The 24726-nt window shown below is 71.8% G+C and carries 20 protein-coding genes; 16 read left to right on the top strand and 4 right to left on the bottom strand.

Going from position 1 to position 24726, the window contains the following annotated elements; all coding sequences use genetic code 11:
• The gene (locus EV382_RS16555) at positions 1-1053 is read right to left on the bottom strand and encodes an AAA family ATPase (protein WP_130402972.1); all 1053 of its coding nucleotides are present in this window, start codon (positions 1051-1053) and stop codon (positions 1-3) included.
• Between the two features lie 403 nt (positions 1054-1456).
• On the opposite strand from EV382_RS16555, the gene leuS reads away from it, so the two are divergent.
• Positions 1457-4297 (top strand): leucine--tRNA ligase, encoded by a 2841-nt coding sequence (leuS, locus tag EV382_RS16550; protein WP_130402970.1) that lies wholly within the window; start codon positions 1457-1459, stop codon positions 4295-4297.
• Positions 4298-4503: 206 nt separating this feature from the next.
• On the opposite strand, the gene EV382_RS16545 is transcribed toward leuS, so the two are convergent.
• From EV382_RS16545 to EV382_RS16535, 3 genes are read right to left on the bottom strand one after another with little or no spacing between them, the layout of a single operon-like run.
• Entirely contained in the window at positions 4504-5190 is a 687-nt protein-coding gene (locus tag EV382_RS16545; protein WP_130402968.1) for a TVP38/TMEM64 family protein, read from the bottom strand.
• Entirely contained in the window at positions 5187-5906 is a 720-nt protein-coding gene (locus EV382_RS16540) for a type 1 glutamine amidotransferase (protein ID WP_130402966.1), read from the bottom strand. The genes EV382_RS16545 and EV382_RS16540 overlap by 4 nt, the downstream gene beginning before the upstream one ends.
• Positions 5896-7143: a MurT ligase domain-containing protein gene (locus tag EV382_RS16535; protein WP_130408885.1), complete on the bottom strand. Its 1248-nt coding sequence runs from the start codon at positions 7141-7143 to the stop codon at positions 5896-5898. The genes EV382_RS16540 and EV382_RS16535 overlap by 11 nt, the downstream gene beginning before the upstream one ends.
• Positions 7144-7498: 355 nt before the next feature.
• Between EV382_RS16535 and mraZ the strand changes: the two genes are divergently transcribed.
• The 15 genes from mraZ (at position 7499) to EV382_RS16460 (ending at position 24725) form a co-directional block, all read left to right on the top strand.
• Entirely contained in the window at positions 7499-7930 is a 432-nt protein-coding gene (mraZ, locus tag EV382_RS16530) for a division/cell wall cluster transcriptional repressor MraZ (protein ID WP_130402964.1), read from the top strand.
• Positions 7931-8135: 205 nt separating this feature from the next.
• The gene (gene rsmH, locus EV382_RS16525) at positions 8136-9176 is read left to right on the top strand and encodes a 16S rRNA (cytosine(1402)-N(4))-methyltransferase RsmH (protein WP_425271990.1); all 1041 of its coding nucleotides are present in this window, start codon (positions 8136-8138) and stop codon (positions 9174-9176) included.
• 60 nt (positions 9177-9236) lie between these two features.
• Entirely contained in the window at positions 9237-9842 is a 606-nt protein-coding gene (ftsL, locus tag EV382_RS16520) for a cell division protein FtsL (protein ID WP_130402962.1), read from the top strand.
• A gap of 3 nt (positions 9843-9845) precedes the next feature.
• Positions 9846-12050 carry a peptidoglycan D,D-transpeptidase FtsI family protein gene (locus tag EV382_RS16515; protein ID WP_130402960.1) on the top strand — a complete coding sequence of 735 codons (2205 nt, stop codon included), beginning with the start codon at positions 9846-9848 and terminating at the stop codon, positions 12048-12050.
• Positions 12051-12102: 52 nt separating this feature from the next.
• Positions 12103-13665, top strand: coding sequence for a UDP-N-acetylmuramoyl-L-alanyl-D-glutamate--2,6-diaminopimelate ligase (locus tag EV382_RS16510; RefSeq protein ID WP_208758430.1), 1563 nt, complete (start codon positions 12103-12105; stop codon positions 13663-13665).
• On the top strand, positions 13662-15113 hold the full coding sequence (locus EV382_RS16505) for a UDP-N-acetylmuramoyl-tripeptide--D-alanyl-D-alanine ligase (RefSeq protein WP_130402956.1): 1452 nt from the start codon (positions 13662-13664) through the stop codon (positions 15111-15113). The genes EV382_RS16510 and EV382_RS16505 overlap by 4 nt, the downstream gene beginning before the upstream one ends.
• On the top strand, positions 15110-16234 hold the full coding sequence (gene mraY / locus EV382_RS16500; protein WP_130402954.1) for a phospho-N-acetylmuramoyl-pentapeptide-transferase: 1125 nt from the start codon (positions 15110-15112) through the stop codon (positions 16232-16234). The genes EV382_RS16505 and mraY overlap by 4 nt, the downstream gene beginning before the upstream one ends.
• A 220-nt stretch (positions 16235-16454) precedes the next feature.
• A complete protein-coding gene (locus tag EV382_RS16495; RefSeq protein ID WP_130408883.1) occupies positions 16455-17906 on the top strand; it encodes an FtsW/RodA/SpoVE family cell cycle protein in 1452 nt (483 codons plus the stop codon).
• Complete coding sequence (gene murG / locus EV382_RS16490; protein ID WP_130402953.1) at positions 17906-19012, top strand: undecaprenyldiphospho-muramoylpentapeptide beta-N-acetylglucosaminyltransferase; 1107 nt, start codon at positions 17906-17908, stop codon at positions 19010-19012. Before EV382_RS16495 ends, murG begins: the two co-directional genes overlap by 1 nt.
• Positions 19009-20574 carry a UDP-N-acetylmuramate--L-alanine ligase gene (murC, locus tag EV382_RS16485; RefSeq protein WP_130402951.1) on the top strand — a complete coding sequence of 522 codons (1566 nt, stop codon included), beginning with the start codon at positions 19009-19011 and terminating at the stop codon, positions 20572-20574. The genes murG and murC overlap by 4 nt, the downstream gene beginning before the upstream one ends.
• Positions 20571-21389, top strand: coding sequence for a cell division protein FtsQ/DivIB (locus EV382_RS16480; RefSeq protein ID WP_130402949.1), 819 nt, complete (start codon positions 20571-20573; stop codon positions 21387-21389). Before murC ends, EV382_RS16480 begins: the two co-directional genes overlap by 4 nt.
• A gap of 245 nt (positions 21390-21634) precedes the next feature.
• On the top strand, positions 21635-22750 hold the full coding sequence (gene ftsZ / locus EV382_RS16475; RefSeq protein WP_124778507.1) for a cell division protein FtsZ: 1116 nt from the start codon (positions 21635-21637) through the stop codon (positions 22748-22750).
• Between the two features lie 9 nt (positions 22751-22759).
• The gene (locus EV382_RS16470; RefSeq protein ID WP_130402947.1) at positions 22760-23503 is read left to right on the top strand and encodes a YggS family pyridoxal phosphate-dependent enzyme; all 744 of its coding nucleotides are present in this window, start codon (positions 22760-22762) and stop codon (positions 23501-23503) included.
• A 192-nt stretch (positions 23504-23695) separates the two neighbouring features.
• Positions 23696-24388 carry a cell division protein SepF gene (locus EV382_RS16465; protein WP_130402945.1) on the top strand — a complete coding sequence of 231 codons (693 nt, stop codon included), beginning with the start codon at positions 23696-23698 and terminating at the stop codon, positions 24386-24388.
• A 31-nt stretch (positions 24389-24419) separates the two neighbouring features.
• Complete coding sequence (locus EV382_RS16460; RefSeq protein WP_030334503.1) at positions 24420-24725, top strand: YggT family protein; 306 nt, start codon at positions 24420-24422, stop codon at positions 24723-24725.
• Position 24726 lies beyond the last annotated feature (1 nt).

The raw sequence follows: 24726 nt of genomic DNA, 5'->3' as shown, positions 1-24726 counted from the left end.
TCATGGCCTCCGCGGCTCGTAAGGCGCGCGGCCGTTGCCGGTGGCGGGCCGGGTGTCGTACGGGTTGCGCTGCCGGTCGTGTGGCAGCGGCAGGCGGTGCACCAGCTCGGAGACGATCGCGTCGGTGGTGCGTCGGGCGAGCTGCGCGTCGGCGGTCGGGATGATCCGGTGCGCCAGCACCGGCACCGCCAGCACCTGCAGGTCGTCGGGGAGGACGTAGTCGCGGCCCTCCAGGGCGGCGACCGCCCGGGCGGTGCGCAGCAGTTGCAGGGTCGCCCGGGGGGACGCGCCGAGCCGCAGGTCGGGGGCCTCGCGGGTGGCGGTGACCAGGTCGATCGCGTACTGCTTGACCGCGTCCGCGACGTGCACCTGCCGGACGGTGGCGATCAACTGCCGGACGATGGCCGCGTCGGAGACCGGGCGCAGCTCGTGCAGCGGGTCGGTGGCACCGTGCCCGTCGAGCATCGCCAGCTCGGCGTGGGAGTCCGGGTAACCCATCGCGATGCGGGCGGTGAACCGGTCGCGCTGCGCCTCCGGCAGCGGGTACGTCCCCTCCATCTCGATCGGGTTCTGGGTGGCGATCACCATGAACGGGGTCTGTAGCTGGTACGTCACCCCGTCGACGGTGACCTGCCGTTCCTCCATGCACTCCAGCAACGCCGACTGGGTCTTCGGTGAGGCCCGGTTGATCTCGTCGCCGACCACCAGGTTGGCGAACACGGCACCGGGGCGGAACTCGAAGTCGTGCGTCTCCTGGTTGTAGACGCTGACCCCGGTGACGTCGCTGGGCAGCAGGTCGGGGGTGAACTGGATGCGCCGCACGGTGCAGTCGATGGACCGCGCGAGGGCCTTGGCAAGCTTGGTCTTGCCGACGCCGGGGACGTCTTCGATCAGGAGGTGACCCTCGGCGAGCAGGACGGCCAGGGCGAGCCGCACGGTGGCGGTCTTACCCTCGATGACCTGCTCGATGTTGGCCACGATGGCTTCGCTGGCGGCGCGGAACTCGTCGTGCGGCAACAGGCCGCCCACCTCGTCCCAGGTCTGTTGTGTCACGGGCCTCCTCCTCGTCGCCGTCACGGCAGCTCCGTACAGAGCACCCGGACCCGCCGTTGGGTTCGCGACGCCGAGCCTCGTTTGCCGCAGGAATCTCACTGGTCTATCAGGCTAACCATGTTTGTCGTTATCGCCGACCCCCGCAGGTAGTCCGTCGCTTACGCACCGATATTCGCCAACCTGGGGGAAGGGATTCGACCCGCCCCGGCGGCCGGCAGGACGAACCGTGGGCGAGGTACACTGCGGGGCATGGCCGGAGTCTTCCTGCTTCTTACCGGGCCGTGCTGATGCGCTGAACGCAGCGACAGCACGGCGGCCCCTCCTGCGCGAGGGGCTTTTTTGTGCCCGCCGCCGGCCCGGCCCGGTGGTGCCGAGACGAAGCGAAGCGAAGCGAGGAGAGACGATGAGCGAGGCAGCCGCACCGGCGGGCGACATTCCCCCGTTCCGGTACACCGCGGCCCTGGCCGACGAGATCGAGATTCGTTGGCAGGACACCTGGGCGCGCGAAGGCACCTTCCACGCACCGAACCCGACCGGCCCGTTGGCCGACCCGACCCACCCGCGCTCCGGCGCCGAGAAGCTGTACGTGCTGGACATGTTCCCGTACCCCTCCGGGGCGGGCCTGCACGTCGGCCACCCGCTGGGCTACATCGGCACCGACTGCTACGCCCGCTACCAGCGGATGGCCGGCCGCAACGTGCTGCACGCGATGGGCTTCGACGCGTTCGGCCTGCCGGCCGAGCAGTACGCGGTGCAGACCGGCACCCACCCCCGGACGACCACTGTCGCGAACATCGAGCGGTACAAGGCGCAGCTGCGCCGGCTGGGGCTGGCCCACGACGAGCGCCGCTCGGTGGCGACCATCGACACCGACTTCTACCGCTGGACCCAGTGGATCTTCCTGCAGATCTTCAACTCCTGGTACGACCGTGACGCCGCGAAGGCCCGTCCGATCGCCGAGCTGATCGCCGAGTTCGAGGGCGGTAACCGGCCCACCCCGGACGGCCGGGCCTGGGCCGAGCTGAGCGTCGCCGAGCGCCGCCAGATCATCGACGATCACCGCCTGGCGTACGTCTCGCAGGCGCCGGTGAACTGGTGCCCGGGGCTGGGCACCGTGCTGGCCAACGAGGAGGTCACCGCCGACGGCCGCTCGGAGCGGGGCAACTTCCCGGTCTTCAAGCGCAACCTGAAGCAGTGGATGATGCGGATCACCGCGTACGGTGACCGGCTGCTGGACGACCTGGACAGCCTGGACTGGCCCGAGCCGATCAAGCTGATGCAGCGCAACTGGATCGGCCGCTCCACCGGCGCCCACATCGACTTCCCGACCACCGCAGCGCCGGTGCGGGTCTTCACGACCCGCCCGGACACCGTCTTCGGCGCCACCTACATGGTGCTGGCCCCCGAGCACGAGCTGGTCGACACGCTGGCGCCGGCCGCCTGGCCGGACGGGACAAGGGAAGCCTGGACCGGCGGGCACGCCAGCCCCCGGGAGGCCGTCGAGGCGTACCGCAAGGCGGCAGCCGCCAAGACCGACGTCGAGCGGCAGGCCGACACCAAGGAGAAGACCGGCGTCTTCATCGGCGCGTACGCCACGAACCCGGTCACCGGTGGGCAGATCCCGATCTTCATCGCCGACTACGTGCTGGCCGGCTACGGCACCGGCGCGATCATGGCGGTGCCGGCGCAGGACGAGCGGGACTGGGCGTTCGCCGAGGTCTTCGAGCTGCCCATCGTCCGTACCGTGCAGCCGGCGGAGGGCTTCGACGGCAAGGCGTACACCGGGGACGGCCCGGCGATCAACAGCGCCGCGCCCGAGCGCGGCCTGGACCTGAACGGCCTGGGGGTAGCCGACGCGAAGGCGGCGATCATCGCCTGGCTGGAGGCGAACGGGCACGGCACCGGCGCGGTGACCTACCGGCTGCGTGACTGGCTGTTCTCCCGGCAGCGTTACTGGGGCGAGCCGTTCCCGATCGTCTACGACGAGACCGGCGCGGCCATCGCCCTGCCGGAGGAGATGCTGCCGGTCGAGCTGCCGGAGGTGGACGACTTCTCGCCGAAGACGTTCGACGCCGACGACGCCGACAGCAACCCGGAGACCCCGCTGTCGCGGCGGCGCGACTGGGTCGAGGTCGAGTTGGACCTGGGTGACGGGCCGAAGCGCTACACCCGGGAAACCAACGTGATGCCGCAGTGGGCCGGCTCCTGCTGGTACGAGCTGCGCTACCTGGACCCGACCAACAGCGGGCGGTTCGTCGACGCGGAGAACGAGCGGTACTGGATGGGCCCGCGCGGCGACGGTGACTGCGGGGGTACCGACCTGTACGTCGGTGGCGCCGAGCACGCCGTGCTGCACCTGCTGTACGCGCGGTTCTGGCACAAGGTGCTGTTCGATCTGGGGCACGTGTCGTCGTTCGAGCCGTTCCGCAAGCTGTTCAACCAGGGCATGATCCAGGCGTACGCGTACACCGACTCGCGCGGCAGCTACGTGCAGGCCGAGGAGGTCTTCGAGCGCGACGGCGCGTACTACCTGGGCGACCTGGAGGTCAACCGCGAGTACGGCAAGATGGGCAAGTCGCTGAAGAACGTGGTGACCCCCGACGAGATGTGCGCCGCCTACGGCGCGGACACCTTCCGGGTGTACGAGATGTCGATGGGCCCGCTGGAGGTGTCCCGCCCCTGGGAGACCCGGGCGGTGGTCGGCTCGTACCGGTTCCTGCAGCGGGTCTGGCGGGCCGTCGTCGACGAGCAGACCGGTGCCCTGCGGGTCACCGAGGACCCGGCCGACGAGGCGACCCGCAGGCTGCTGCACAAGGTGATCGACGGGGTCCGTGGCGACATGGACGGCATCCGGTTCAACACCGCGATCGCCAAGCTGATCCAGCTGACCAACGGGCTGACCGGGCTGTCGGCGACGCCCCGCGAGGTGGCCGAGCCGCTGGTGCTGATGGTGGCGCCGTTCGCCCCGCACCTGGCCGAGGAGCTGTGGCGCAAGCTGGGCCACGACACCTCGCTGACGTACGCGGACTTCCCGACCGCCGACCCGGCGCTGCTGGTGGCCGAGACGGTGACCTACCCGGTGCAGGTCAACGGCAAGGTCCGGGGCCGCATCGAGGTCTCCGCCGACGCCTCCGAGGAGAGCGTGCGCGCGGCGGCCCTGGACGCGGTGGCCGCGAGCCTGGGCGGCAAGGAACCCCGCAAGGTCATCGTGGTCAAGGGACGGATGGTCTCGGTCGTCGCCTGACACCGGCACCCGGTCCGCGTCGGCCCGGTCCGCGTCGGCCCCGTCCGCGTCGGCCCCGTCCGCGTCGGCCCCGTCCGCGTCGATCATGGAGTTGTGGTGCCTGGATCATCCCATAACGGGCGATTGATCCCCCACCACAACTCCATGATCGACCCAGCGGCAGCGGCAGCGGCAGCGGCAGGGCGGGGGCGGTTGGGGCGGGGCGGTCAGGTCTGCATGGTGCGGCGGCGGCGGCGTTCGGCTCGCCACCACTGGTGGATGAGCACCAGGCTGGCGATCAGGCCGAGGCTGGCCGGGGCGGCGGCGTACCAGTTGACGTGGCCGGGGGAGCTGACCGCCGCACCGATCGCCGCGTACCCGAAGGCGGTCGGCGCGGACGCGAGCACGCTGCCGGCCAGGAACGGTGCCATTCGTGCGCCGGTCGTGCCGTAGCCGTAGCTGACCAGCCCGAAACCGGCGATCGGGAGCAGCCTGACGGTGACCACGCCGAGCACGCTCTGCCGGGCGAACCAGCCGTCGAGGCGGGCCAGCCGACCGCGGACCCGCTCGGCGACGAACTCCCGACCGAGGAACCGGCCGACGGTGAACCCGATCGTCGCGGCCACCAGCGCGGCGCCCAGGGCGTACGCGGCACCCTCCAGCGGGCCGAAGATCGCACCTGCGGCGAGCGTGATGAAGGTCCGGGGCACCAGGGCGACCAGCAGCAGCGCGCCGCCGAGGATCGCCGCCACCGGGGCGAGGTCGCCCAGCCGGTCGGCGACCAGCGGCAGCTGCGCCGGATCCGGTCGGGGCACCAGGAGCAGCAGTAACCCGCACCCACCGATCAGCAGGACGAGCAGGGCGAACCGGGCGGCCGGCGGCTGCCGGAGCAGCCGCCGGACAGCACGGATCATGCCCGGGCGGCGGCCACTGCGGAGCGGCGTTCGTTGCGGAGCCGGTCCGACCAGGTGTCATCCAACGGCGGGAGCTGGTGTGCCCCGGTGGCCCAGCGCAGCAGCAGGTCGGCCAGGGCCGGGTTGCGCGCCAACGCCGGCCCGTGCGAATAGGTGCCCAGCAGCTTGCCGCGCCACGCGCCCTCGGTGGTGCCGTCGTTGCCCACCCCGGCGGTGACGCGGGCGAGCGGGGAGACCTCCGGACCGAGGTGGGTGCGACCGCCGTGGTTCTCGAAACCGGTCAGCGGGGGCAGGCCCAGCCGAGGGTCGATCTCACCGGCCAGCTCGCCCACGGCCCGTCTGTCGGCCCGGTCGGACTGCAGGTCGAGCAGCTCCAGCCCTCGGCACTGCACGCCCTTGGCGAAGAACGAGGTGCCGAGCAGTTGGTAGCCGGCGCAGACGCCGAACACGACCGAGCCCTGGGCGACCGCGCGGTGCAGACCGCCGTCAGCCAGCAGCCGCTGCGCGCCGAGCGCCTGCGGGCCGTCCTCGCCGCCACCGACCAGGTAGATGTCGGCGGTCGCGGGTAGCCGCTCGTCGGAGCGGACCTCCAGCACCTCGACCGGCATCCCGCGCTGGCGGGCCCGACGGGCGAGGATCAGGGCGTTGCCCCGGTCTCCGTAGGTGGAGAGCAGGTCGGGGTAGATCCAGACGATGCGCAGACTCTCAGATGACACGGTCCAACTCCGCTCGGATGTCCTGGAACGCGGTGTAGTTCGCGATGACCTCCAGCCGCCCGGGTGGGACTGACCGGAGCGCGTCGTCGAACGTGCGGACGTGCTGGAACGGCACGTCGTTGACGTCCAGTCGGACGGCCAGGTCGTACGCCCGGTCACCGGTGATCAACACCTGCCGGCCACGGAGCGGGGCGAAGTCGACGTCGTAGAGCCAGGAGGTGTCCAGACCGTCGGGGTCGCGCGCGTTGATGGAGAGCAGGGTCGGCGCGTCGTCGGCCATGTCGAACGCCTCCAGCCAACTGGCCGGGTTCTTGGCCAGCAGCAGCCGGATGTTGCGCCCGTCCTTGTCGACCTGCGCGTAGCGGCCGGCCACCGAGGTGACGATGCCGAGGCGGGACACCGCGTCGACCGGGCGGACACCGAACTCGGCGGCCACCGCCAGCGCGGTCGCCGCGTTGCCGAGGTTGACCTTGCCGGGTAGTTGGAGGGAGACCTTGTGCCACGCGCCGGTGGGGTCGAGCACGCCCTCGTCCTCGACGACCCACTGCGGCTCCGGTCGGCGCAACGGGCAGCCGGTGCACCACCACTGCTCGCCGGAGCGCTGGATGGTGGAGCCGCACTCCGGGCAGACCCAGGAGTCGTCGTGCCAGCGCTGGCCGGCGCTGAACCACGTCACGTGCGGCGGGTGGATGCCCCGGGCGGGGTCACCCGGCGGGGTGGCGGCCCACACCACCAGGGGGTCGTCGGCGTTGGCCACCACCCGCACATCGGTGTGGCGGACCAGTGCCGCGCGCCAGAGCTGCGCCATCATGGCGACCTCTTTGGCACGGTCGAGCTGGTCGCGGGAGAGGTTCAGCAGCGCGACCACGTGCGGCTCGGTCGCCTCCAGCACCTGGGCCAGGTAGTGCTCGTCGACCTCCAGCACCGCGTACGGGGTGCTGCCGGCCTTGGCCAGCGCCGAGGTGTGGCCGCTGGGCATGTTGGCGCCGAAGGAGTTGGTGGCGACCCGGCCGAGCACGCCGACCGCCGCGGAGGTCAGCCGGGTGGTGGTGGTCTTGCCGTTGGTGCCGGAGACGAGCGCGATCGCGCGCCCGGCCGACAGGTGGGCCAGCAGGTCCGGGTCGATCTTCAGGCCGATCCACCCGCCGATCACCGAACCGTCGCCACGGCCGGCCGCCCGGGAGAGCGCTGCGGCGGTCCGTGACACGGAGCTGGCCACCTTGGCCCGTAGGGGCATTTTCGCGTCCGTCACGCGAGCGAGGTTACCGGACCGCCGGGCCCACCAGATCGCCGCCGACGGTGAACCGTTCGGCCGTGATGGCTGCGCGGGCGGCCGGGTCGGCGTCCCCCGTACGGAGTCGATCTATGTCGGAAAGCGGACCACGCCGAGGGGGCCCCGTAGCCCTCCACCCCGCTCCACCCCTTGTGACGTGCGGTTTTGCCCCCCGGTCAGGCGCGCCACGCGGGCGATTCTGGTTGCAGGTGGAGGGAAGTGGAGTAGAGTGGGGGCCAATGGTGAGGCCGGGAGGGCTCACCGGCCCGGGGGGTCAGCGGCGCCGCGAACGCCGCTCAAGGGCGAGGGGGTTGGGCCGATGTTTCTCGGCACCCACACTCCACGCCTGGACGAAAAGGGCCGGTTGATCCTTCCGGCCAAGTTTCGAGATGAGCTGGCGGGGGGTGTCGTGATCACCAAAGGGCAGGAGCGCTGTCTCTACGTCTTCCCAACCCCTGAGTTCCAGCGAATCGCGGAGCAGTTGCGCGCGCAGCCGATGACACACAAGGCGGCCCGGGCCTACAGCCGGGTCTTCTTCGCCAGCGCGCACGACGAGGTTCCGGACAAGCAGGGTCGGGTGACCATTCCGGCCCACCTGCGGGCCTATGCCGCACTGGACCGCGAGCTGGTGGTGATCGGCGCGAGCACGCGGGTGGAGATCTGGGACAAGGTCGCCTGGGAGACCTACCTCGCCGAGAGCGAAGACGACTTCGCCGACATCGAGGAGGGGGTGCTGCCCGGCGGTCTGTAGGGCGGAACGGCGCCCGACGTACTGCGAGATCTCCAGCCGCTTTCGAGTTCCTGGCATCACTTCCCCGGTGCCAGGCGCACGATCCAGTCATCGGGCGACGGTTCGGTGTCAGGCGGGAGCGGATGGGGATCTGGCGGTACGACGGCAGCGCCGTCCGACGACAGGCGCACGAGAAGAACGGACGTTTCAACCAGTGGGGGTCAACATGGGGGAGTTGCGCGGCACGCACGTGCCGGTGCTGCTTGAGCGGTGTCTCGAGCTGCTGGCCCCCGCGCTGGGTCGAGGCGGCCGGACGGTCTACGTCGACGCGACGCTCGGCCTGGCCGGGCACGCGGAGGCGGTGCTCGAGGCGCATCCGGAGACGGTCCTGATCGGGCTCGACCGGGACACCGAGGCGCTCGCCCACGCGCGGGTCCGACTGGCCCGGTTCGCCGATCGGGTGCATCTGGAGCACGCCGTCTACGACGAGTTGCCGGACGTACTGGACCGGCTGGGTTATCCGGGCATCGACGGCATCCTCTTCGATCTGGGTGTTTCGTCGTTGCAGTTGGACGCGCCCGACCGCGGGTTCGCCTACGCCCAGGACGCGCCGCTGGACATGCGGATGGACCAGACCCGTGGGGTGACCGCCGAAGAGGTGGTCAACACGTACACGCATCCGGACCTGGCTCGGGTGCTGCGGGTCTACGGCGAGGAGAAGTTCGCCGGCCGGATCGCCTCGGCGATCATCCGGCAGCGGGAGCGGGCCCGGATCACCTCGTCCGCGCTCCTGGCGGAGCTGATTCGGGACTCCATTCCGGCACCAGCCCGACGAACGGGCGGACATCCGGCGAAGAGAACGTTTCAGGCTTTACGGATCGAGGTAAACAGAGAACTGGCAGCGCTGGAGACGGCGCTGCCGTCCGCACTCGACGCACTGACCGTGGGCGGTCGCATGGTGGTGCTGTCCTACCACTCGCTGGAGGACAGGATCACCAAGGCGGCCCTCGCGGACCGGGTCCGCAGTAAGGGCCCGATTGACCTCCCGGTCGAGCTTCCCGGGTCCGGTCCGACGTTCCGGCTACTCAGTCGGGGCGCGGAACTGCCCGGGGAGGCGGAGGTCGCCGCGAATCCGCGGGCCGCCTCGGTGCGGCTGCGGGCCGCGGAGCGACTCGACCCGAACGCGACAGAGCAGGGGCGGACCGACCGCGAACGGTCTCGCCGACGGGTGAAGGGAATGCACCAGCCGGGCACCGGGTCCGCCTGATCCGTGGGGGGTCAGCGGCACCGGGACGGCTATGAGGGACGGATGTTGAGGGGGAGGGACATGAGCATTGACAAGCGCGACCGCCGGGACGTGACCGGCGGCGGGCAGCGCGCACCGCGATCGGGGGGCCGGATCGCGGCAGAGCGGGCTCCGCGCCTCGGAAACGGTACGCCACGCATCGATCGAGTGAACCGGCAGGGGGAGACTCGCGCCCGGGGGGCGCGCGAGTTCCCGACTCAGGGCACCGCTGCGCTGCGGCCGGTCGAGAAGGCCGGCAGTGCGCCTGCCGCCCGCCCGCCCCGGCTGCGGGTGGCCCCGCCGCCGCCGATGTCGGTGCCGCGCGCGCCGTTCGCGGCGCTGATCGTGGTGCTGGTGGTCGGTGGGGTGCTGGGCATCCTGGCGGTCAACACCAAGATCAATGAGAACGCGTTCCGGCTCGAGCGGTTGCAGCAGCAGCAGGCTCGACTGGACCTGGAGAAGCAGCAACTGGACAAGCAGATCGCCGACGCCGAGGCGCCGGGCAGTCTGACGGCGAAGGCGCGGCAGTTGGGCCTGGTCGACGCGGGCGAGCCGGGTTACATCCGGCTGCCGGACGGCAAGACCCTTGAGGTGCCGCAGCCGTCGAGCGACCGGCCGTCGGTGACGAGCCAGGGTGCGGGAGGCTGACCGGTGCCACCAAGGTCGGACGAGCCGCGCCGGGACCCTACGGGGTCCCGGCGCGGTTCTGCACGTGACGCCGGCCCCGCCGATGGTGAGCCGCGCACCGGCGAGCCGGGTATCGGGGGGATCTCCGGCGCGCGGGCGTACACCCCGAGGGGTCGAACGGTCCGCGAGGAGCGCGGCACGCCGGCGCGCGGCCAGGGCGAGCAGCGGCGTACGCCGCGCAGCACCCGCTCCGGTGACCCGTTCCGGCCGGCGTTGCAGGTGCTCGACGGCGGCCGGGCCGCCGCCCGGGCCGGCCGCCGGGACGCTCCGGCCGCCGGACGCGGTGCGGTGGTGCGCACCGTCGCGCCGCGTACCCCCCGGAACCCGGGCGGGGACGAGCCGCCGCCGCGTCGCCGGACCACGCCGCGCGCGCCGCGGCGCGCCGACCGCCCGGCGGCCCGCCGGCCGTCGCGCAAACCACGACGCCCGCCGAAGCTGGCCGACTCGCGGCTGCGGCTGCGGCTGGGCACCGTGCTCGCGCTGGCCCTGTTCGCCGTCATCGGGATCCGGCTGATCTTCCTCCAGGCGGTCGACGCTCCGGCGTACGCCGGGGGCGGCATCGCCGACCGACTCCGCACCGTTGAGCTGCCGGCGCCGCGCGGCGCGATCTACGACAGCACCGGCGCGCCGCTGGTCCGCAGTGTCGAGGCGCGGTACGTGTACGCCGACCCGACCGAGGTGAAGGACCCGCCCGGTGTCGCCAAGGCGCTCTCCCCGCTGCTCGGCATCCCGGTGTCGAAGCTGGTCGAGCTGATGAAGCCCCGCAAGTTGGAGAACGGCAAGGAGTCCACCTTCGCCTACCTGGCGCGGGGGGTGGAGATCCCGACCGCGAAGCGGGTGCAGGCGCTGGAGCTGCCCGGCATCGGGGTGCACCGCGACGAGCGCCGTGAGGTGCCCGGCGGTGACCTGGCCGCCAACCTGATCGGCTTCACCAGCCAGGACATGGACGGGTTGGAGGGGCTGGAGGCCCGCTTCGACGACGTGCTCGCCGGTCAGGACGGCAAGCGGGTGTACGAGGCCGGCCTCGGTGACCTCGCCGCGCCGATCCCGGGCGGTTACAGCCGGACCACGCCCGCCAAGCCGGGCAGCTCGCTGGCCCTCACCATCGTCCGTGACCTCCAGTTCCGCGCCCAGCAGATCCTCAGCGCGGGCATGGCCAAGGCGCCCGGCGGCACCGGCGCAGCCGTGATCATGGAGATTCCCTCCGGCGCGGTGCTGGCCCAGGCCAGCAACCCCACCTACAACGCGGCGCAGCCGATCCCCAGCGACCCGGTGGCCCGGGAGGACGCCGCGACCAGCTTCGTGATCGACCCGGGCTCGGTGCACAAGGCGATCACCTATGGCGCGGCGCTGCAGGAGGGGGTGATCACCCCGGACACCACGTTCCCCGTCGCCAACGCCATCAAGATGGGCGATACCTGGTTCGCCGACACCCATCCGGCCAACGGCAAGCGGATGAGCGTGCCGGGGATGCTCGCCTACTCGTCGAACGTCGGCACCATCACGATCGCCGAGAAGCTCGGCCGGGACCGGTTGATCGACTACCAGAAGCGGTTCGGGCTGGGTAAGCCCACCGGCGAGGGGATGCCCGGGGAAGCCAGCGGGCGACTGTTGCCGGCCGACGAGTGGAGCGGATCGTCGCGTGGGTCGGTGCCGATCGGGCACAGCGTCGACGCCACCCCGCTGCAGATGGCCGCCGCGTACGCCGCCATCGCCAACAACGGCACCTACGTGCAGCCGCACCTGGTCAAGGAGGTGATCGGCCCGGACGGCAAGCGCACCCCCGCGCCGGCCCCGGTGACCCGGTCGGTGCTCAGCCCGCAGAACGCGGCGGCGCTGCGCACCATGCTGGAGGCGGTCACCACCGTCGACCGCGCCACCGGCCTGGCCGCCGCGGTCCCCAGCTACCGGGTCGCCGGCAAGACCGGCACCGGGTGGCGGCTGGTGAACGGCAAGAAGCAGCCCGGCGAGGTGTCCTCGTTCATCGGGATGGCGCCGGCGGAGAACCCCCGGTACGTGATCGCGGTCTTCGTGTACGACCCCGACTCCGGGGGTGCGGCGATCGCCGGGCCGGCGTTCCGCGACATGATGCAGTTCACTCTGCGTCACTACCGGGTGCCGCCGTCCGTCGACGGATCCGCGCCCAAGTTCGTGGTCTATCCGCGCTGAGCAGCGATGGCGGGACATCATCGGTGAGTGCCGACGAACCACCGGGGCGGCTGTGCGGCCGGAACCGGACGACCGGGTAGGGTCTGACGCCGTGCCCGGCAATCCACGTCCACATACCGTGACCGGAATCCGGCTCGGTGATCTCGCCGTCCGGCTCGCCGTCGACCTCCCGGCGGACGCCGCCGCGGTGGTCGTCACCGGGGTCACCCACGCCAGCCAGGAGGTCCGCTCCGGCGACCTGTACGCGGCGTTGCCCGGTGCCCGTCGGCACGGCGCGGAGTTCGCCGCCGGGGCCGCCGAGGCGGGTGCCGTGGCCCTGTTGACCGACCCGGCCGGCGCGGAGCTGGCGGCCCAGACCGGTCTGCCCGCCCTGGTGGTGCCCGACCCGCGCGCCGTGCTCGGTGAGCTGGCCTCGGCGGTGTACGGCGACCCGACCGCCGACCTCACCGTGATCGGGGTGACCGGCACCGCGGGTAAGACGTCCACCGCGTACCTGATCGAGTCGGGGCTGCGGGCCGCGGGTCACACCACCGGGCTGGTCGGCACGGTGGAGACCCGGCTCGGCGAGCTGGTGATCGACAGTGTGCGTACCACCCCCGAGGCGACGGACCTGCACGCCATGCTGGCCACCGCCCGCGAGCGGGGGGTCACCGCCGTGGTCATGGAGGTCTCCAGCCACGCGCTGGCCATGGGCCGGGTGGGTGGGGTGCGGTTCGCCGTCGGGGGCTACACCAACTTCGGCTCCGACCACCTGGACTTCCACGCCGACAGCGACGACTACTTCGCCGCCAAGGCCCAGCTCTTCGACGGGCGCTGCGCGGTCGAGGTGCTCAACCACGACGACCCGGCGTTGAAGTCGCTGCTCAAGCCGACAACTGTCACCTACTCGGCGGCCGGTGACCAGGGCGCGACCTGGTGGGCCGACGGTGTGGGCGGCGAGGGGTACGCCCAGCGGTTCACCGCGCACGGCCCGAACGGCGTGGCCCTGTCCGCCGGTGTCGCGCTGCCCGGTCGGCACAACGTGGCCAACGCGCTGCTGGCCATCGCCACGCTGGTCGGCGCCGGGGTGGACCCGGCGACCGCGGCGGCCGGCGTGGCCGCCTGCGGTGGGGTTCCGGGCCGGCTGGAGTTGGTCGACGTGGCCGCGCCGGTGCGCGGGGTGGTCGACTACGCGCACAAGTCGGACGCGATCGTGGCCGCGCTGGCCGCCCTGCGCGAGCTGAGCGCCGGCCGTCTCATCTGTGTGATCGGCGCCGGTGGAGACCGGGACCGGGGCAAGCGGCCGGTGATGGGCGCCGCCGCGGCGGAGGGAGCCGACGTGGTGCTGGTGACCGACGACAACCCGCGTACCGAGGACCCGGCGGAGATTCGCGCCGAGGTGCTCGCCGGGGCGTACCGGGCCGGTACGGCCGCTCGGATCATCGAGGTGGCGGGCCGCCGGGCCGCGATCGACGAGGCGGTTCGGCTGGCCGAGCCGGGTGACGTGATCGCGCTGCTCGGCAAGGGGCACGAACGCGGCCAGGAGGTGGCGGGCGAGGTGTTTCCGTTCGACGACAGCATCGAGTTGGCCGAGGCGCTGCGGGCCCGCTTCGGGGACCTGGCGGGTCAGCGGTGATCGCGCTGAGCCTGGCCGAGGTGGCCGCGGCGGTCGACGGGCGGCTGGTGGCCGCCGACCCGACCGTCACCGTCACCGGTTCGGTGGAGTTCGACTCGCGCAAGGTGGGGTCCGGTTCGCTGTTCGTGGCCTTTCCGGGGGAGAAGGTCGACGGGCACGACTACGCGCAGACGGCGCTCCAGGCCGGCGCGGTGGCGGTGCTCGGCAGCCGTGAGGTGCCCGGGGTGCCGATGGTGATCGTCGACGACGCCCTGACCGCGATGGGTCGGTTGGCCCGCGCGGCAGTGGACCGGCTGCCCGGGCTCACCGTGATCGGTGTGACCGGTTCGTCCGGCAAGACCACCACGAAGGACCTGATCGGTCAGCTCACCGCCCGGCTCGGGGCCACGGTGGCGCCCCCCGGTTCGTTCAACAACGAGCTGGGGCACCCGTACACCGCCCTGCAGGCCGACCCGGACACCCGCTACCTGGTGATGGAGAAGGGTGCGCGCGGGGTCGGGCACGTGCGGTACCTGTGTGAGCTGGTGCCGCCCCGGATCTCCGTGGTGCTCAACGTCGGCACCTCGCACATCGGTGAGTTCGGCTCGCAGGACACCATCGCCCTGGCCAAGGGGGAGCTGGTGGAGGCGCTGCCGGCGGACGGGCTGGCCGTGTTGAACGCCGACGACCCGCGGGTGGACGCGATGGCGAGCCGCACGCAGGCCCGGGTGGTCCGCTACGGCGAGGCGCCCGACGCCGACGTACGCGCCGAGGACGTCACGCTCGACGAGCGCGGGCACCCGTCGTACACCCTGGTCACCCCGGAGGGGCGCGCGCCGGTGCGGCTCCGACTCGCCGGCCGCCACCAGGTTTCGAACACGCTCGCGGCGGCGGCGGTGGCCCGGGAGTTGGGCATGCCGCTGGACGAGCTGGCCGTGGCCCTGGGCGAGCTGGGGTTGGTGTCGACCCGGCGGATGGACGTCTTCGACCGCCCCGACGGGGTGACCGTGATCGACGACTCGTACAACGCCAACCCGGCCTCGATGGCGGTGGCGGTGCGGGCGCTGGCGAGCATGGGTGCGGGGCGGCGTACCGTCGCGGTGCTCGGTTACATGGCCGAGCTGGGCCCGTTCGAGTACGACGGCCACGCCGAGGTCGGTCAACTCGCGGCCGAGCTGGGTGTCGACCGGCTGCTCGTGGTGGGCGAGCCGGCTGCGCCGATCCACGAAGGCGCGACAGCGGTAGCGAACTGGGGAGGAGAGTCGGTGCTGCTCACCGATCAGGCGGCGGCCGTCGAGGTGCTGCGGGGCGAACTACGACCGGGTGATGTCGTCCTGGTCAAGGGCTCCCGGTACCGGACCTGGGAGGTGGCCGACGCCCTGCGCGCCGACGCCGACGGCGAGTCGGTCCGGAGCGCGAGGAGCGAGCTTGCGAGCCCCGCGGTCGCGACCGAAGGTGGCGCCGAATGAGGGCGGTCATCGTCGCCGTCGGGGTGGCCTTCATCGTCTCGCTCTTCTGCACCCCGATCGCGATCAAGGTGTTCACCCGGCTCAAGGCCGGTCAGCCGATCCGGTCCGACGGCCCGGCCATGCACCAGGGCAAGAAGGGCACGCCCACGATGGGTGGCGTGGTCTTCATCCTGGCCACGGTGATCGCGTACGTGGCCGGACACCTGGCCCTGACCACCCTGCCGGATCAGCAGATCGCGCAGGTGGAGCCGACGATCACGGCGTTGGTGCTGCTGGGGCTGATGGTCTTCTCCGGCGCGGTGGGTTTCCTCGACGACTTCCTCAAGGTGCGCAAGCGCAACAGCGCAGGGCTGAACAAGCGGGGAAAGCTGCTCGGCCAGATCCTGGTCGGCGCGGTCTTCGGCGTGGTCGCGCTGTGGTTCCCGAGCACGATGACGGACGGTACGGGCCGGGCGACCAACACCGAGACGGTGGGCAGCACCACGCTGAGCTTCATCCGGGACATCGACTTCCTGGAGGTCAGCAAGGTCGGCGCGGTGATCATCTTCATCTTCGTGGTGATGGCCGCGACGAACGGCGTCAACCTCACCGACGGCCTGGACGGCCTGGCCACCGGCGCGTCGGTGATGGTGCTCGCCGCGTACGCGCTGATCGCGTTCTGGCAGTACCGGCACTGGTGCGCCGACCCGAGCTACAGCCAGCCGTACTGCTACGAGGTCCGCGACCCGTTGGAGATCGCGCTGATAGCCGGGGCGGCGGCCGGGGCCTGTGTGGGTTTCCTCTGGTGGAACACGTCCCCGGCCCGGATCTTCATGGGCGACACCGGGGCGTTGGGGCTGGGCGGTCTGATCGCCGGCATGGCGATGTCCACCCGCACGATCCTGCTGCTGCCGATCATCGGCGGGCTCTTCGTGATCATCACGATGTCGGTGGTCATCCAGATCATCTCCTTCAAGACCACCGGTAAACGGGTGTTCCGGATGTCTCCGCTCCAGCACCACTTCGAGCTGGCCGGCTGGAGCGAGGTCAACATCGTGGTGCGCTTCTGGATCATTGCCGGCATCGGCGTGGCCATCGCCCTGGGCCTGTTCTACAGCGAGTTCCTCGCCAACATGACCTGATCGGCGGGGCCGACACGCCCGAGAGGGCGTTCTGGGGGTGTCGGGCGTGTTTAGCGGTGATGATGTCGGGGTGGGGGAGGACATCGGCACTGAGGGCAGGGCTGGCGGACGCACCCGGCGATCGCCGGGCGCGTCGGGGCGTACCGCGGAGGCGGTCGCGCCAGCGGACGACGCCCGGGGGCCGGAACCGGGTGCGGTGCCGCGTGAGGCGGAGCCGGCGGTGCCCGCGCCGCTGCGCGGGTTCGACGCGGCCGGCGGGCTCGCCGCGCTGCGCGGCCTGCTGGACCGGCCGCTGACTTCCTACTATCTGCTGCTGTCCTGCGCCGGTCTGCTGCTGCTGATCGGGTTGACCATGGTCTTCTCGGCGACCAGCGTGAAGGACTACGCCGAGGACGGCGACGCCTCGGCGTCGGTGACCAAGCAGGCCATCTTCGCGGTGATCGGCATTGGCGCGTTCTGGGTCTGTCAGCGCCTGCCGGCGAGCACGTACCGCTCACTGGGCCGGCCGTTGCTGTTCGCCTCGATCGCCCTCCTGGTGGTGCTCAACCTGCTGGTCGCGTACGCCCGGCTGACCCACCAGCTGTCGGCCGGTTTCGGGCCGGTCGAGGCGCGACTGAACTGGCTGTTCGTCGGCGGCATCCAGCTCCAGCCCTCCGAGTTGGCCAAGTTCGCGATGGTGCTCTGGGGTGCGCACCTCGTCGCCCGCAAGGGCGCTGCGCTGGGCTGGTGGCGGGAGCTGGCCACCCCGCTGTTCCCGGTGGTGGGCCTGCTCTTCGTCCTGGTCGGTTACAACGACACGGGCACGATGCTCTGTCTGCTGGCCCTGGTCGTGGGTCTGCTCTGGGCCGCCGGGGTGCGGATGCGCGTCTTCGGCGCCCTGGCCACGGCCGGGCTGGTCGGGATCGGCCTGCTCGTGGCGGTGGCCTCACTGGGCGCCGGCTCCGGTGAGCGCGGCGAGGAGAACTACCGCTTCGCCCGGCTGGCCATGTTCTTCAACCCGCCGGACCCGGAGACCTGCAAGCTCGACGGCTGCCTCCAGTTCTACCAGGGGCGGCTGGCCATTGAGCACGGCGGCTGGTTCGGGGTCGGGCTGGGCAAGGGCAGCCTGAAGTGGGACTGGCTCCCCGAGGCGCACAACGACTTCATCTTCGCGATCATCGCCGAGGAGTTGGGCGTGATCGGGTGCGTGGTGGTGCTCAGCCTGTTCGCGGTCCTCGCGTACACCGGGTTCCGGATCGCCCGGCGGGTCGACGACCCGTTCCGTCGACTCGCCGCCACCGCCGTCACCACCTGGCTGGTCAGCCAGGCCGTGATCAACATCGGTGGGGTGGTCGGGCTGCTGCCGATCACCGGCCTGCCGCTGCCGTTCATCTCCGACGGCGGAAGTGCCCTGGTGGTGACGTTGGCCGGCATCGGCATGCTGGCGTCCTTCGCCCGCGCCGAACCCGATGCGGCCAGAGCACTGCATGCCCGTCCGCCGGCCCGGTGGGTCCGACTAGTCTGGGCCCCGTTGCCGCCGCTTCCCGGCCGGCGTCGCCGACCGGCGACGCCGCCCGCTGGCCGAGGGTCCGTGCCCCGGTCCCGTGAGCGGCGTCATGACGACCAGGCCGCGCCGCGCGGGGTCCGACAGGACCGTAGCCGCAGGGGCACGGCGAGCGAGAGGAGACGCTGATGGGTCCGCTGCGTTCGGTGGTGCTCGCGGGAGGTGGCACCGGGGGGCACGTCTACCCGCTGCTCGCCTTCGCCGACTGCCTGCGCCGACACGACCCGGGCGTCCGGATCACCTGCCTCGGCACACCCCGGGGCATGGAGAACGACCTGATCCCGCCGCAGGGCTACGACCTACGGCAGATCCCGGCCTACCAGCTGCCCCGGTCGGTCAACATGAACCTGGTCCGCACCCCGGGCCGGATGTGGACCGCGGCGCGCGCCGCGGGCAAGGTGATCGACGAGGTACGCGCCGACGTGGTCGTCGGCTTCGGCGGGTACGTCGCGGTGCCGGCCTACCTGGCCGCGTGGCGACGTGAGCTGCCCATGGTGATCCACGAGGTGAACGTGCCGCCGGGTGTGGCCAACCGGCTGGGCATGAAGTTCACCAAGAACGTCGCCGTCGGCTTCCCGAACCAGCCCAGCCAGGCCGAGTCGCTGCGGGACGCCACAGTGGTCGGGGTGCCGCTGCGCCGCGCCATCACCGGCCTGGACCGGTACGCGCTGCGCAACGCCGCCCGCGCCCACTTCGGGCTCCGCCCGGACCTGCCGGTGCTCTTCGTGTCCGGCGGGTCGTCCGGCGCCCGTTCGATCAACCTGGCGGTCTCCGGTGCGGCCAAGGAGTTGGCCCGCAACGGCGTGCAGGTGCTGCACGTGATGGGCGCCCGCAACGAGCCGGTGCCGATCCCGACCGACCTGCCGGTGCCGTACGTGACGCTGCCGTACCTGTCCGAGATGGAGCTGGGCTACGCCGCCGCGGACCTGATGCTGGCCCGGGGCGGGGCGATGACCGTCGCCGAGGTGGCCGCGATCGGGCTGCCCACGATCTACGTGCCGTACCCGCACAGCAACCAGGAGCAGCGGCGCAACGCGCTGCCCGTGGTGGAGGCCGGCGGCGGGCTGCTGGTCGACGACGCGGAGCTCACCCCGGACTGGCTGGAGCGCACCGTCATCCCGCTCATCCGCGACCCGCAGCGCCTGTACTCGATGGGCGCCGCCGCCGGGGCGTACGGCCGGCGCGACGGCGACGAGGCGCTGCGCTCCTTCGTGCTGGCGGCGGTGGCCCGATGACCGCGCAGTTCACCCCGGCCGGCACGCTCACCGCCGAGGACCTGGGCGCCGTCCACCTGATCGGGGTGGGTGGGGTGGGCATGCTCGGCGTGGCCCGACTGCTGCTCACCCGCGGCATCCGGGTGTCCGGCAGCGACCTGCGGGAGTGGCCGTCGCTGGCCGGTCTGCGGGCGCTCGGCGGCACCATCCACCTCAGCCACGAGGCGAGCAACCTCGACGGGGTGGACACGGTCGTGTATTCGTCGGCCATTCCGCAGGACCACCTGGAGTTGGTCGAGGCGCGGCGGCGCGGCCTGCGGGTGCTGCACCGTTCGGAGGCCCTCGCGGCGGCGATGACCGGCCGTCGGGCGGTGGCGGTCGCCGGTACGCACGGCAAGACCACCACCACCTCGATGGTGACGATGGTTCTCCAGCAGGCCGGTGTGGACCCGTCCTTCGTGATCGGTGGCGAGATCTCCGAGGTCGGCTCGGGCGCCCACCACGGCACCGGCGAGCACTTCGTGGTCGAGGCGGACGAGAGCGACCGCTCGTTCCTCATCTACCGCCCGTACGTCTCGATCATCACGAACGTCGAGGCGGACCACCTGAACACCTACGGCGACTACGCGACGCTGGAGGCGGCGTTCGTGGAGTTCGCCCGCCTCACCGACCCGGACGGGTTCATCATCACCTGCGTGGACGACCCGGGCGGCCGGCGGCTGGCGGAGAGCCTGCGGTCCGAGGGACGGCGGGTGTTCACCTACGGCGAGGCCGCCGACGCCGACCTGCGGTTGACCGAGATGGTCTCCTCCGCCCGCGGGGTGCGCTACCTGGCCGCGATCGACGGCCGGTCGCTGGGCGAGTTCCGGCTGCCGGTGCCGGGACGGCACATGGGGCTGAACAGCGCCGCCGCGGTGCTGGCCGCGTACCTGCTGGAGTTGCCGTTGGAGGCGGCGGAGGCCGCGCTGGCGGTCTTCCCCGGGGTGCGGCGGCGCTTCGAGCGCAAGGGTGTGGCGGACGGCGTGCTGGTCTACGACGAGTACGCGTACCACCCGACGTCGATGACGTTGGCGATGCAGACGCTGCGGGAGGTCGCCGGGGACGGTCGGCTGATCGTCGTCTTCCAGCCGTACCGGCTGTACCGCACTCGCGACAACCAGGCCGAGATCGCCGAGGCGTTGGCCATCGCCGACGAGGTGGTGCTGCTGGAGGTCTTCGGGCCGGGCGAGTTGCGCCAGCCCGGCGAGGGCTCGGCGGCGCTGATCGCGGCGGTGGACCTGCCCGCCGACCGCAAGGTCTTCGTGGAGTCGTGGGAGCAGGCCCCGGTCGAGGTGGCCCGCCGGGCCCGCGCGGGGGACGTGGTCGTCACCATGGGCGCCCCGCCGATCTCGCTGATGGGCGACGAGCTGCTGGCCGCTCTGGGTGAGCGGACGGCCGGCTCGGCACCGACCGCGACCGTCGACCCGGTGGCCACCACCCCGGCGATCGGTGATCCGGTGCCGGGTGGGGCCACGGCGGGCGGCGACGGCGCGGCGCTCGGTGGCACCGCCGTGCCCGGCGGCTCGGCGCCCACGGCCGGATGAGTCCCGGCCCGGCCCGAGGGCGGACCAGCGCCGCCGACGGTGGCGCCCCGCGCCGGGGGCCGGCCCGGCGGTGGCAGCTGGTCCGGGCGGGCCGCGACGCGGTACCGCCGTCGACCCGCCGGTTCATGGCCCGGGCCCGGCAGCGTCGCATGCGGGCCGCGCTGCCGTGGGCGGTGGCCGCCGGGGTGCTCGCCCTGGCCGGGCTGGTCGCCTGGACGGTGCTCGGCACCGGGTTGTTCGGTGTGCGCGAGGTGCGCGTGGAGGGTGCCGACCTGGTCACTCCGGTGCAGGTGCACGACGCGCTCGACATCCCCGACGGGGTGCCGCTGGCCCGGGTGGACCTGGCCGCCGCAGCGCGTCGGGTCGGCGCGTTGCCGGCGGTGCAGCGGGCCACGGTCTCCCGGGACTGGCCCGGCGCGCTGGTGGTACGGGTGACCGAGCGGACCGCGGTGGCGGTGGTGCCGCAGGGCGACGCGTTCGCGCTGATCGACGGCAGCGGGGTGGCGTTCCGGACGGTGGAGCGACGCCCGGCGGGTCTGCCGCAGGTGACGGTGGCCCGTCCGGCCGCTGACGACCCGGGCACCCGGGCCGCGCTGGAGGTGCTCGTCGCGTTGACGCCGCAGCTGCGCGCGGAGTTGGTGGACGTGAACGTGGAGGGGTTGGCCCGGATCAGCCTGCGGTTGCGGGAGGACCGGACGGTGGTCTGGGGCGACGCGACCCGAGGTACGGACAAGGCCCGGGTGGCCACCGCGCTGCTGGACGAGGACACCGACCGGATCGACGTGAGCGCGCCGGATGTGGTGACCTTTCGGTGAATCGGTGAGCGTGCCGGACGTGACCCGTCGCGCTCCGCGCGGCGACACGCCGCCCGGGTCCTTGGCTCATCGGGCGGTGGCGCTTACGTTGCCCCGAAGAGGATCAGTGGTTGACATAACTGTAAGCCTCTAGTAGAGGGTTAGGGTTCACCCCTGACCCTCGCTGGTGCCAGCTGTCGTCGGCCGCTGGGCTGGCCACGCCGTACCCGGTCGGCCGAAGCCAATCTCGAAGGAAAGGACCGGAGATGACACCTCCGCACAACTACCTGGCGGTCATCAAGGTCGTCGGCATCGGGGGTGGCGGCGTCAACGCCGTCAACCGGATGATCGAGGTTGGGCTCAAGGGCGTCGAGTTCATCGCGATCAACACCGATGCCCAGGCGCTGCTGATGAGCGACGCCGACGTCAAGCTCGACGTCGGTCGGGAGCTGACCCGTGGCCTGGGGGCCGGGGCCAACCCGGACGTCGGGAAGAACGCCGCCGAGGACCACCGCGACGAGATCGAGGAGGTACTCAAGGGCGCCGACATGGTCTTCGTGACCTGCGGCGAGGGCGGCGGCACCGGCACCGGCGGCGCGCCCGTGGTCGCCAACATCGCCCGCAAGCTCGGCGCGCTGACCATCGGCGTGGTGACGCGGCCGTTCTCCTTCGAGGGCAAGCGCCGTCAGGTGCAGGCCGAGTCGGGGATAGACGAACTCCGCAACCAGTGCGACACGCTGATCGTGATCCCGAACGACCGGCTGCTGGCCCTGGGCGACCGCAACATCAGCATGATGGACGCGTTCCGCACGGCCGACCAGGTGCTGCTCTCGGGTGTGCAGGGCATCACCGACCTGATCACCACCCCGGGTCTGATCAACCTGGACTTCGCCGACGTCAAGAGCGTGATGAGCGGCGCCGGCAGCGCGTTGATGGGCATCGGCAGCGCCCGCGGCGAGAACCGCGCGGTCGAGGCCGCCGAGGCGGCCATCTCCAGCCCGCTGCTGGAGCAGAGCATGGACGGCGCGCGGGGCGTGCTGCTCTCCATCGCCGGCGGTTCCGACCTGGGCCTGTTCGAGATCAACGACGCCGCCCAGCTGGTCACCGACGCGGCCCACCCGGACGCGAACATCATCTTCGGCGCGGTCATCGACGACGCGCTCGGTGACGAGGTGCGGGTGACGGTCATCGCGGCCGGCTTCGACGGCGGCACGCCCGCGTACAAGGCGGCCGAGCCGACCCGCAAGACCAACACCAACCAGCCGGCACCGCAGAGCACTCCGGTGCCGCCGCCGGCCACCAACCCGGCTCCGGCCCAGTCGCCGCGTCGCGTGCTCTTCGACGACGTGGACGTTCCCGACTTCCTCAAGAACGGGTCCTGAGCACCGCCGATGACCGACAGCTCAGCCACGGTACGACCGGATCGGCGCGCCGAACTCGCGGCCGGTCTGGCGCAGGTTCGGTCCCGAGTCGATGACGCCTGCGCGCAGGCCGGCCGGGACCGCGCCGAGGTCACGATGATCGCGGTGACGAAGACGTACCCGGCCAGCGACGTGATTGCGCTGGCCGAGCTCGGAGTCACCGACATGGGGGAGAACCGCGACCAGGAGGCGGCCGGCAAGGCCGCCGAGGTGGCCGCCGCCGGGGTGCGTCCGCGCTGGCACTTCATCGGCCAGTTGCAGCGCAACAAGGCCCGCTCGGTGGTCCGCTACGCCGACGTGGTGCACTCGGTCGACAGTGTCCGGCTGGCCCGGGCGTTGGCCACCGCGACGGCCGAGAGGCAGGCGCCGCTCGACGCCCTGATCCAGGTGAGCATCGACGGCGACGCGGCCCGGGGCGGAGCACTGCCCGACTCGGCGGATCCGGACGCCGGTCTGGAGCCGGTGGCCGAGGCGGTGGCCGACGCGCCAGGGCTGCGCCTGGTCGGTCTCATGGCGGTCGCTCCGCTGGGCTGGGAGCCGGCCCGGGCGTTCGCCCGACTCGCGGAGGTTGCCGACGCGTTTCGGGCTGTCCATCCGGGAGCCACCGCGCTGTCCGCCGGCATGAGCGGAGATTTCGACATCGCGATCCATTACGGCGCGACACATGTCCGCGTCGGTAGCGCGTTGCTCGGAATGCGTCCCACGCTGCGGTAGCCTGACCGCGAGACAAGCAAATTACATCAGTGTTGTTTCAGGGGCGGGCGTCTCCTAGCCGGGGGTCGTGGCGCGCGACGCGAATCGCGTGCCGGGGGATTGCCGTTCCGGTCCGATGGGCATGGTTGTCCACTCGCGACGGGCGACATGGCACGGGGGCGCGTGCCGCACGGCGGACGGAAGGGCGCGGGGATGGGTGCACTGCGCAAGGCGGGGGTCTGGCTCGGTCTGGTCGAAGAAGACGACGAGCGGGCCTACGACGACGGTGGCTACGACAAGGGTGGCTACCGCGACTCGCGGTACCGGCAGAGCCGGTACGCCGAGGAGTTCGCCGACGACGACGAGGACGACACCGAGGAGCCGCCGGCTCCCCGGCCGCGCGACAGCGGGCGGGGTCGACTCTCCGAGCGGCCGAGCGGGCGGTTGAGCGAGTCCGAGCGCGGTGACGGTGAGCGTCCGGAACGGATCGAGCGGTCCAGCGTACGGTCGATCACCCGGTCGTCCGCGGGCGAGACCTCCGGTGCGCTGACCTACCACACTCGGGACAACCTGGCCCTCGCGCCGCAGGTCACGGCGCGTGAGCGGGCCCTGCCCGAGGAGGAGCAGCGTTACCAGATCACCACGTTGCACCCCACCACCTACCGGGAGGCGCGCACCATCGGTGAGCACTTCCGCGACGGGGTTCCGGTGATCATCAATCTCACCGAGATGGATGAGGCCGATGCCCGCCGTCTGGTTGACTTCGCCGCCGGGCTGGCGTTCGGCCTTCGCGGTACGATCGAGCGCGTGACCAATCGGGTGTTCCTGCTCTCACCGGCTAACGTCCAGGTCACCGCTGAGGACAAAGCCAAGATCGCTGAGGGCGGCTTTTTCAGCTTGAGTTGATTCCCGCCCGACCCGAGGGACGTCGCTGACCGTGTTGTCGATCTTACTGCAAGTGCTGTACCTGATCCTTTATGTCTTCCTGCTCCTTCTTCTGTCCCGGTTCGTGTTGAGCGCCGTCCTGCAGTACGGCCGTCGCTGGCAACCGGGGCGTGGTGCATCGGCAGGATTGGAATCCGTGTGGAGCGTCACTGATCCCCCTCTCAACGCGTTGAGGCGTGTGATCCCTCCGCTGCGAATTGGTACCGTGAGCATCGACCTGGCCTCCCTTGTGCTCCTGGTTATCCTGTTCGTGCTGATGGAGTTCGTGTTAGGGCCGTCGATCAGGGCATCTGCCTGAT

It is taken from the genome of Micromonospora violae, from assembly GCF_004217135.1.
Classification (GTDB): Bacteria; Actinomycetota; Actinomycetes; order Mycobacteriales; family Micromonosporaceae; genus Micromonospora; species Micromonospora violae.
This window is presented reverse-complemented; position numbering and strand designations above follow the sequence as displayed.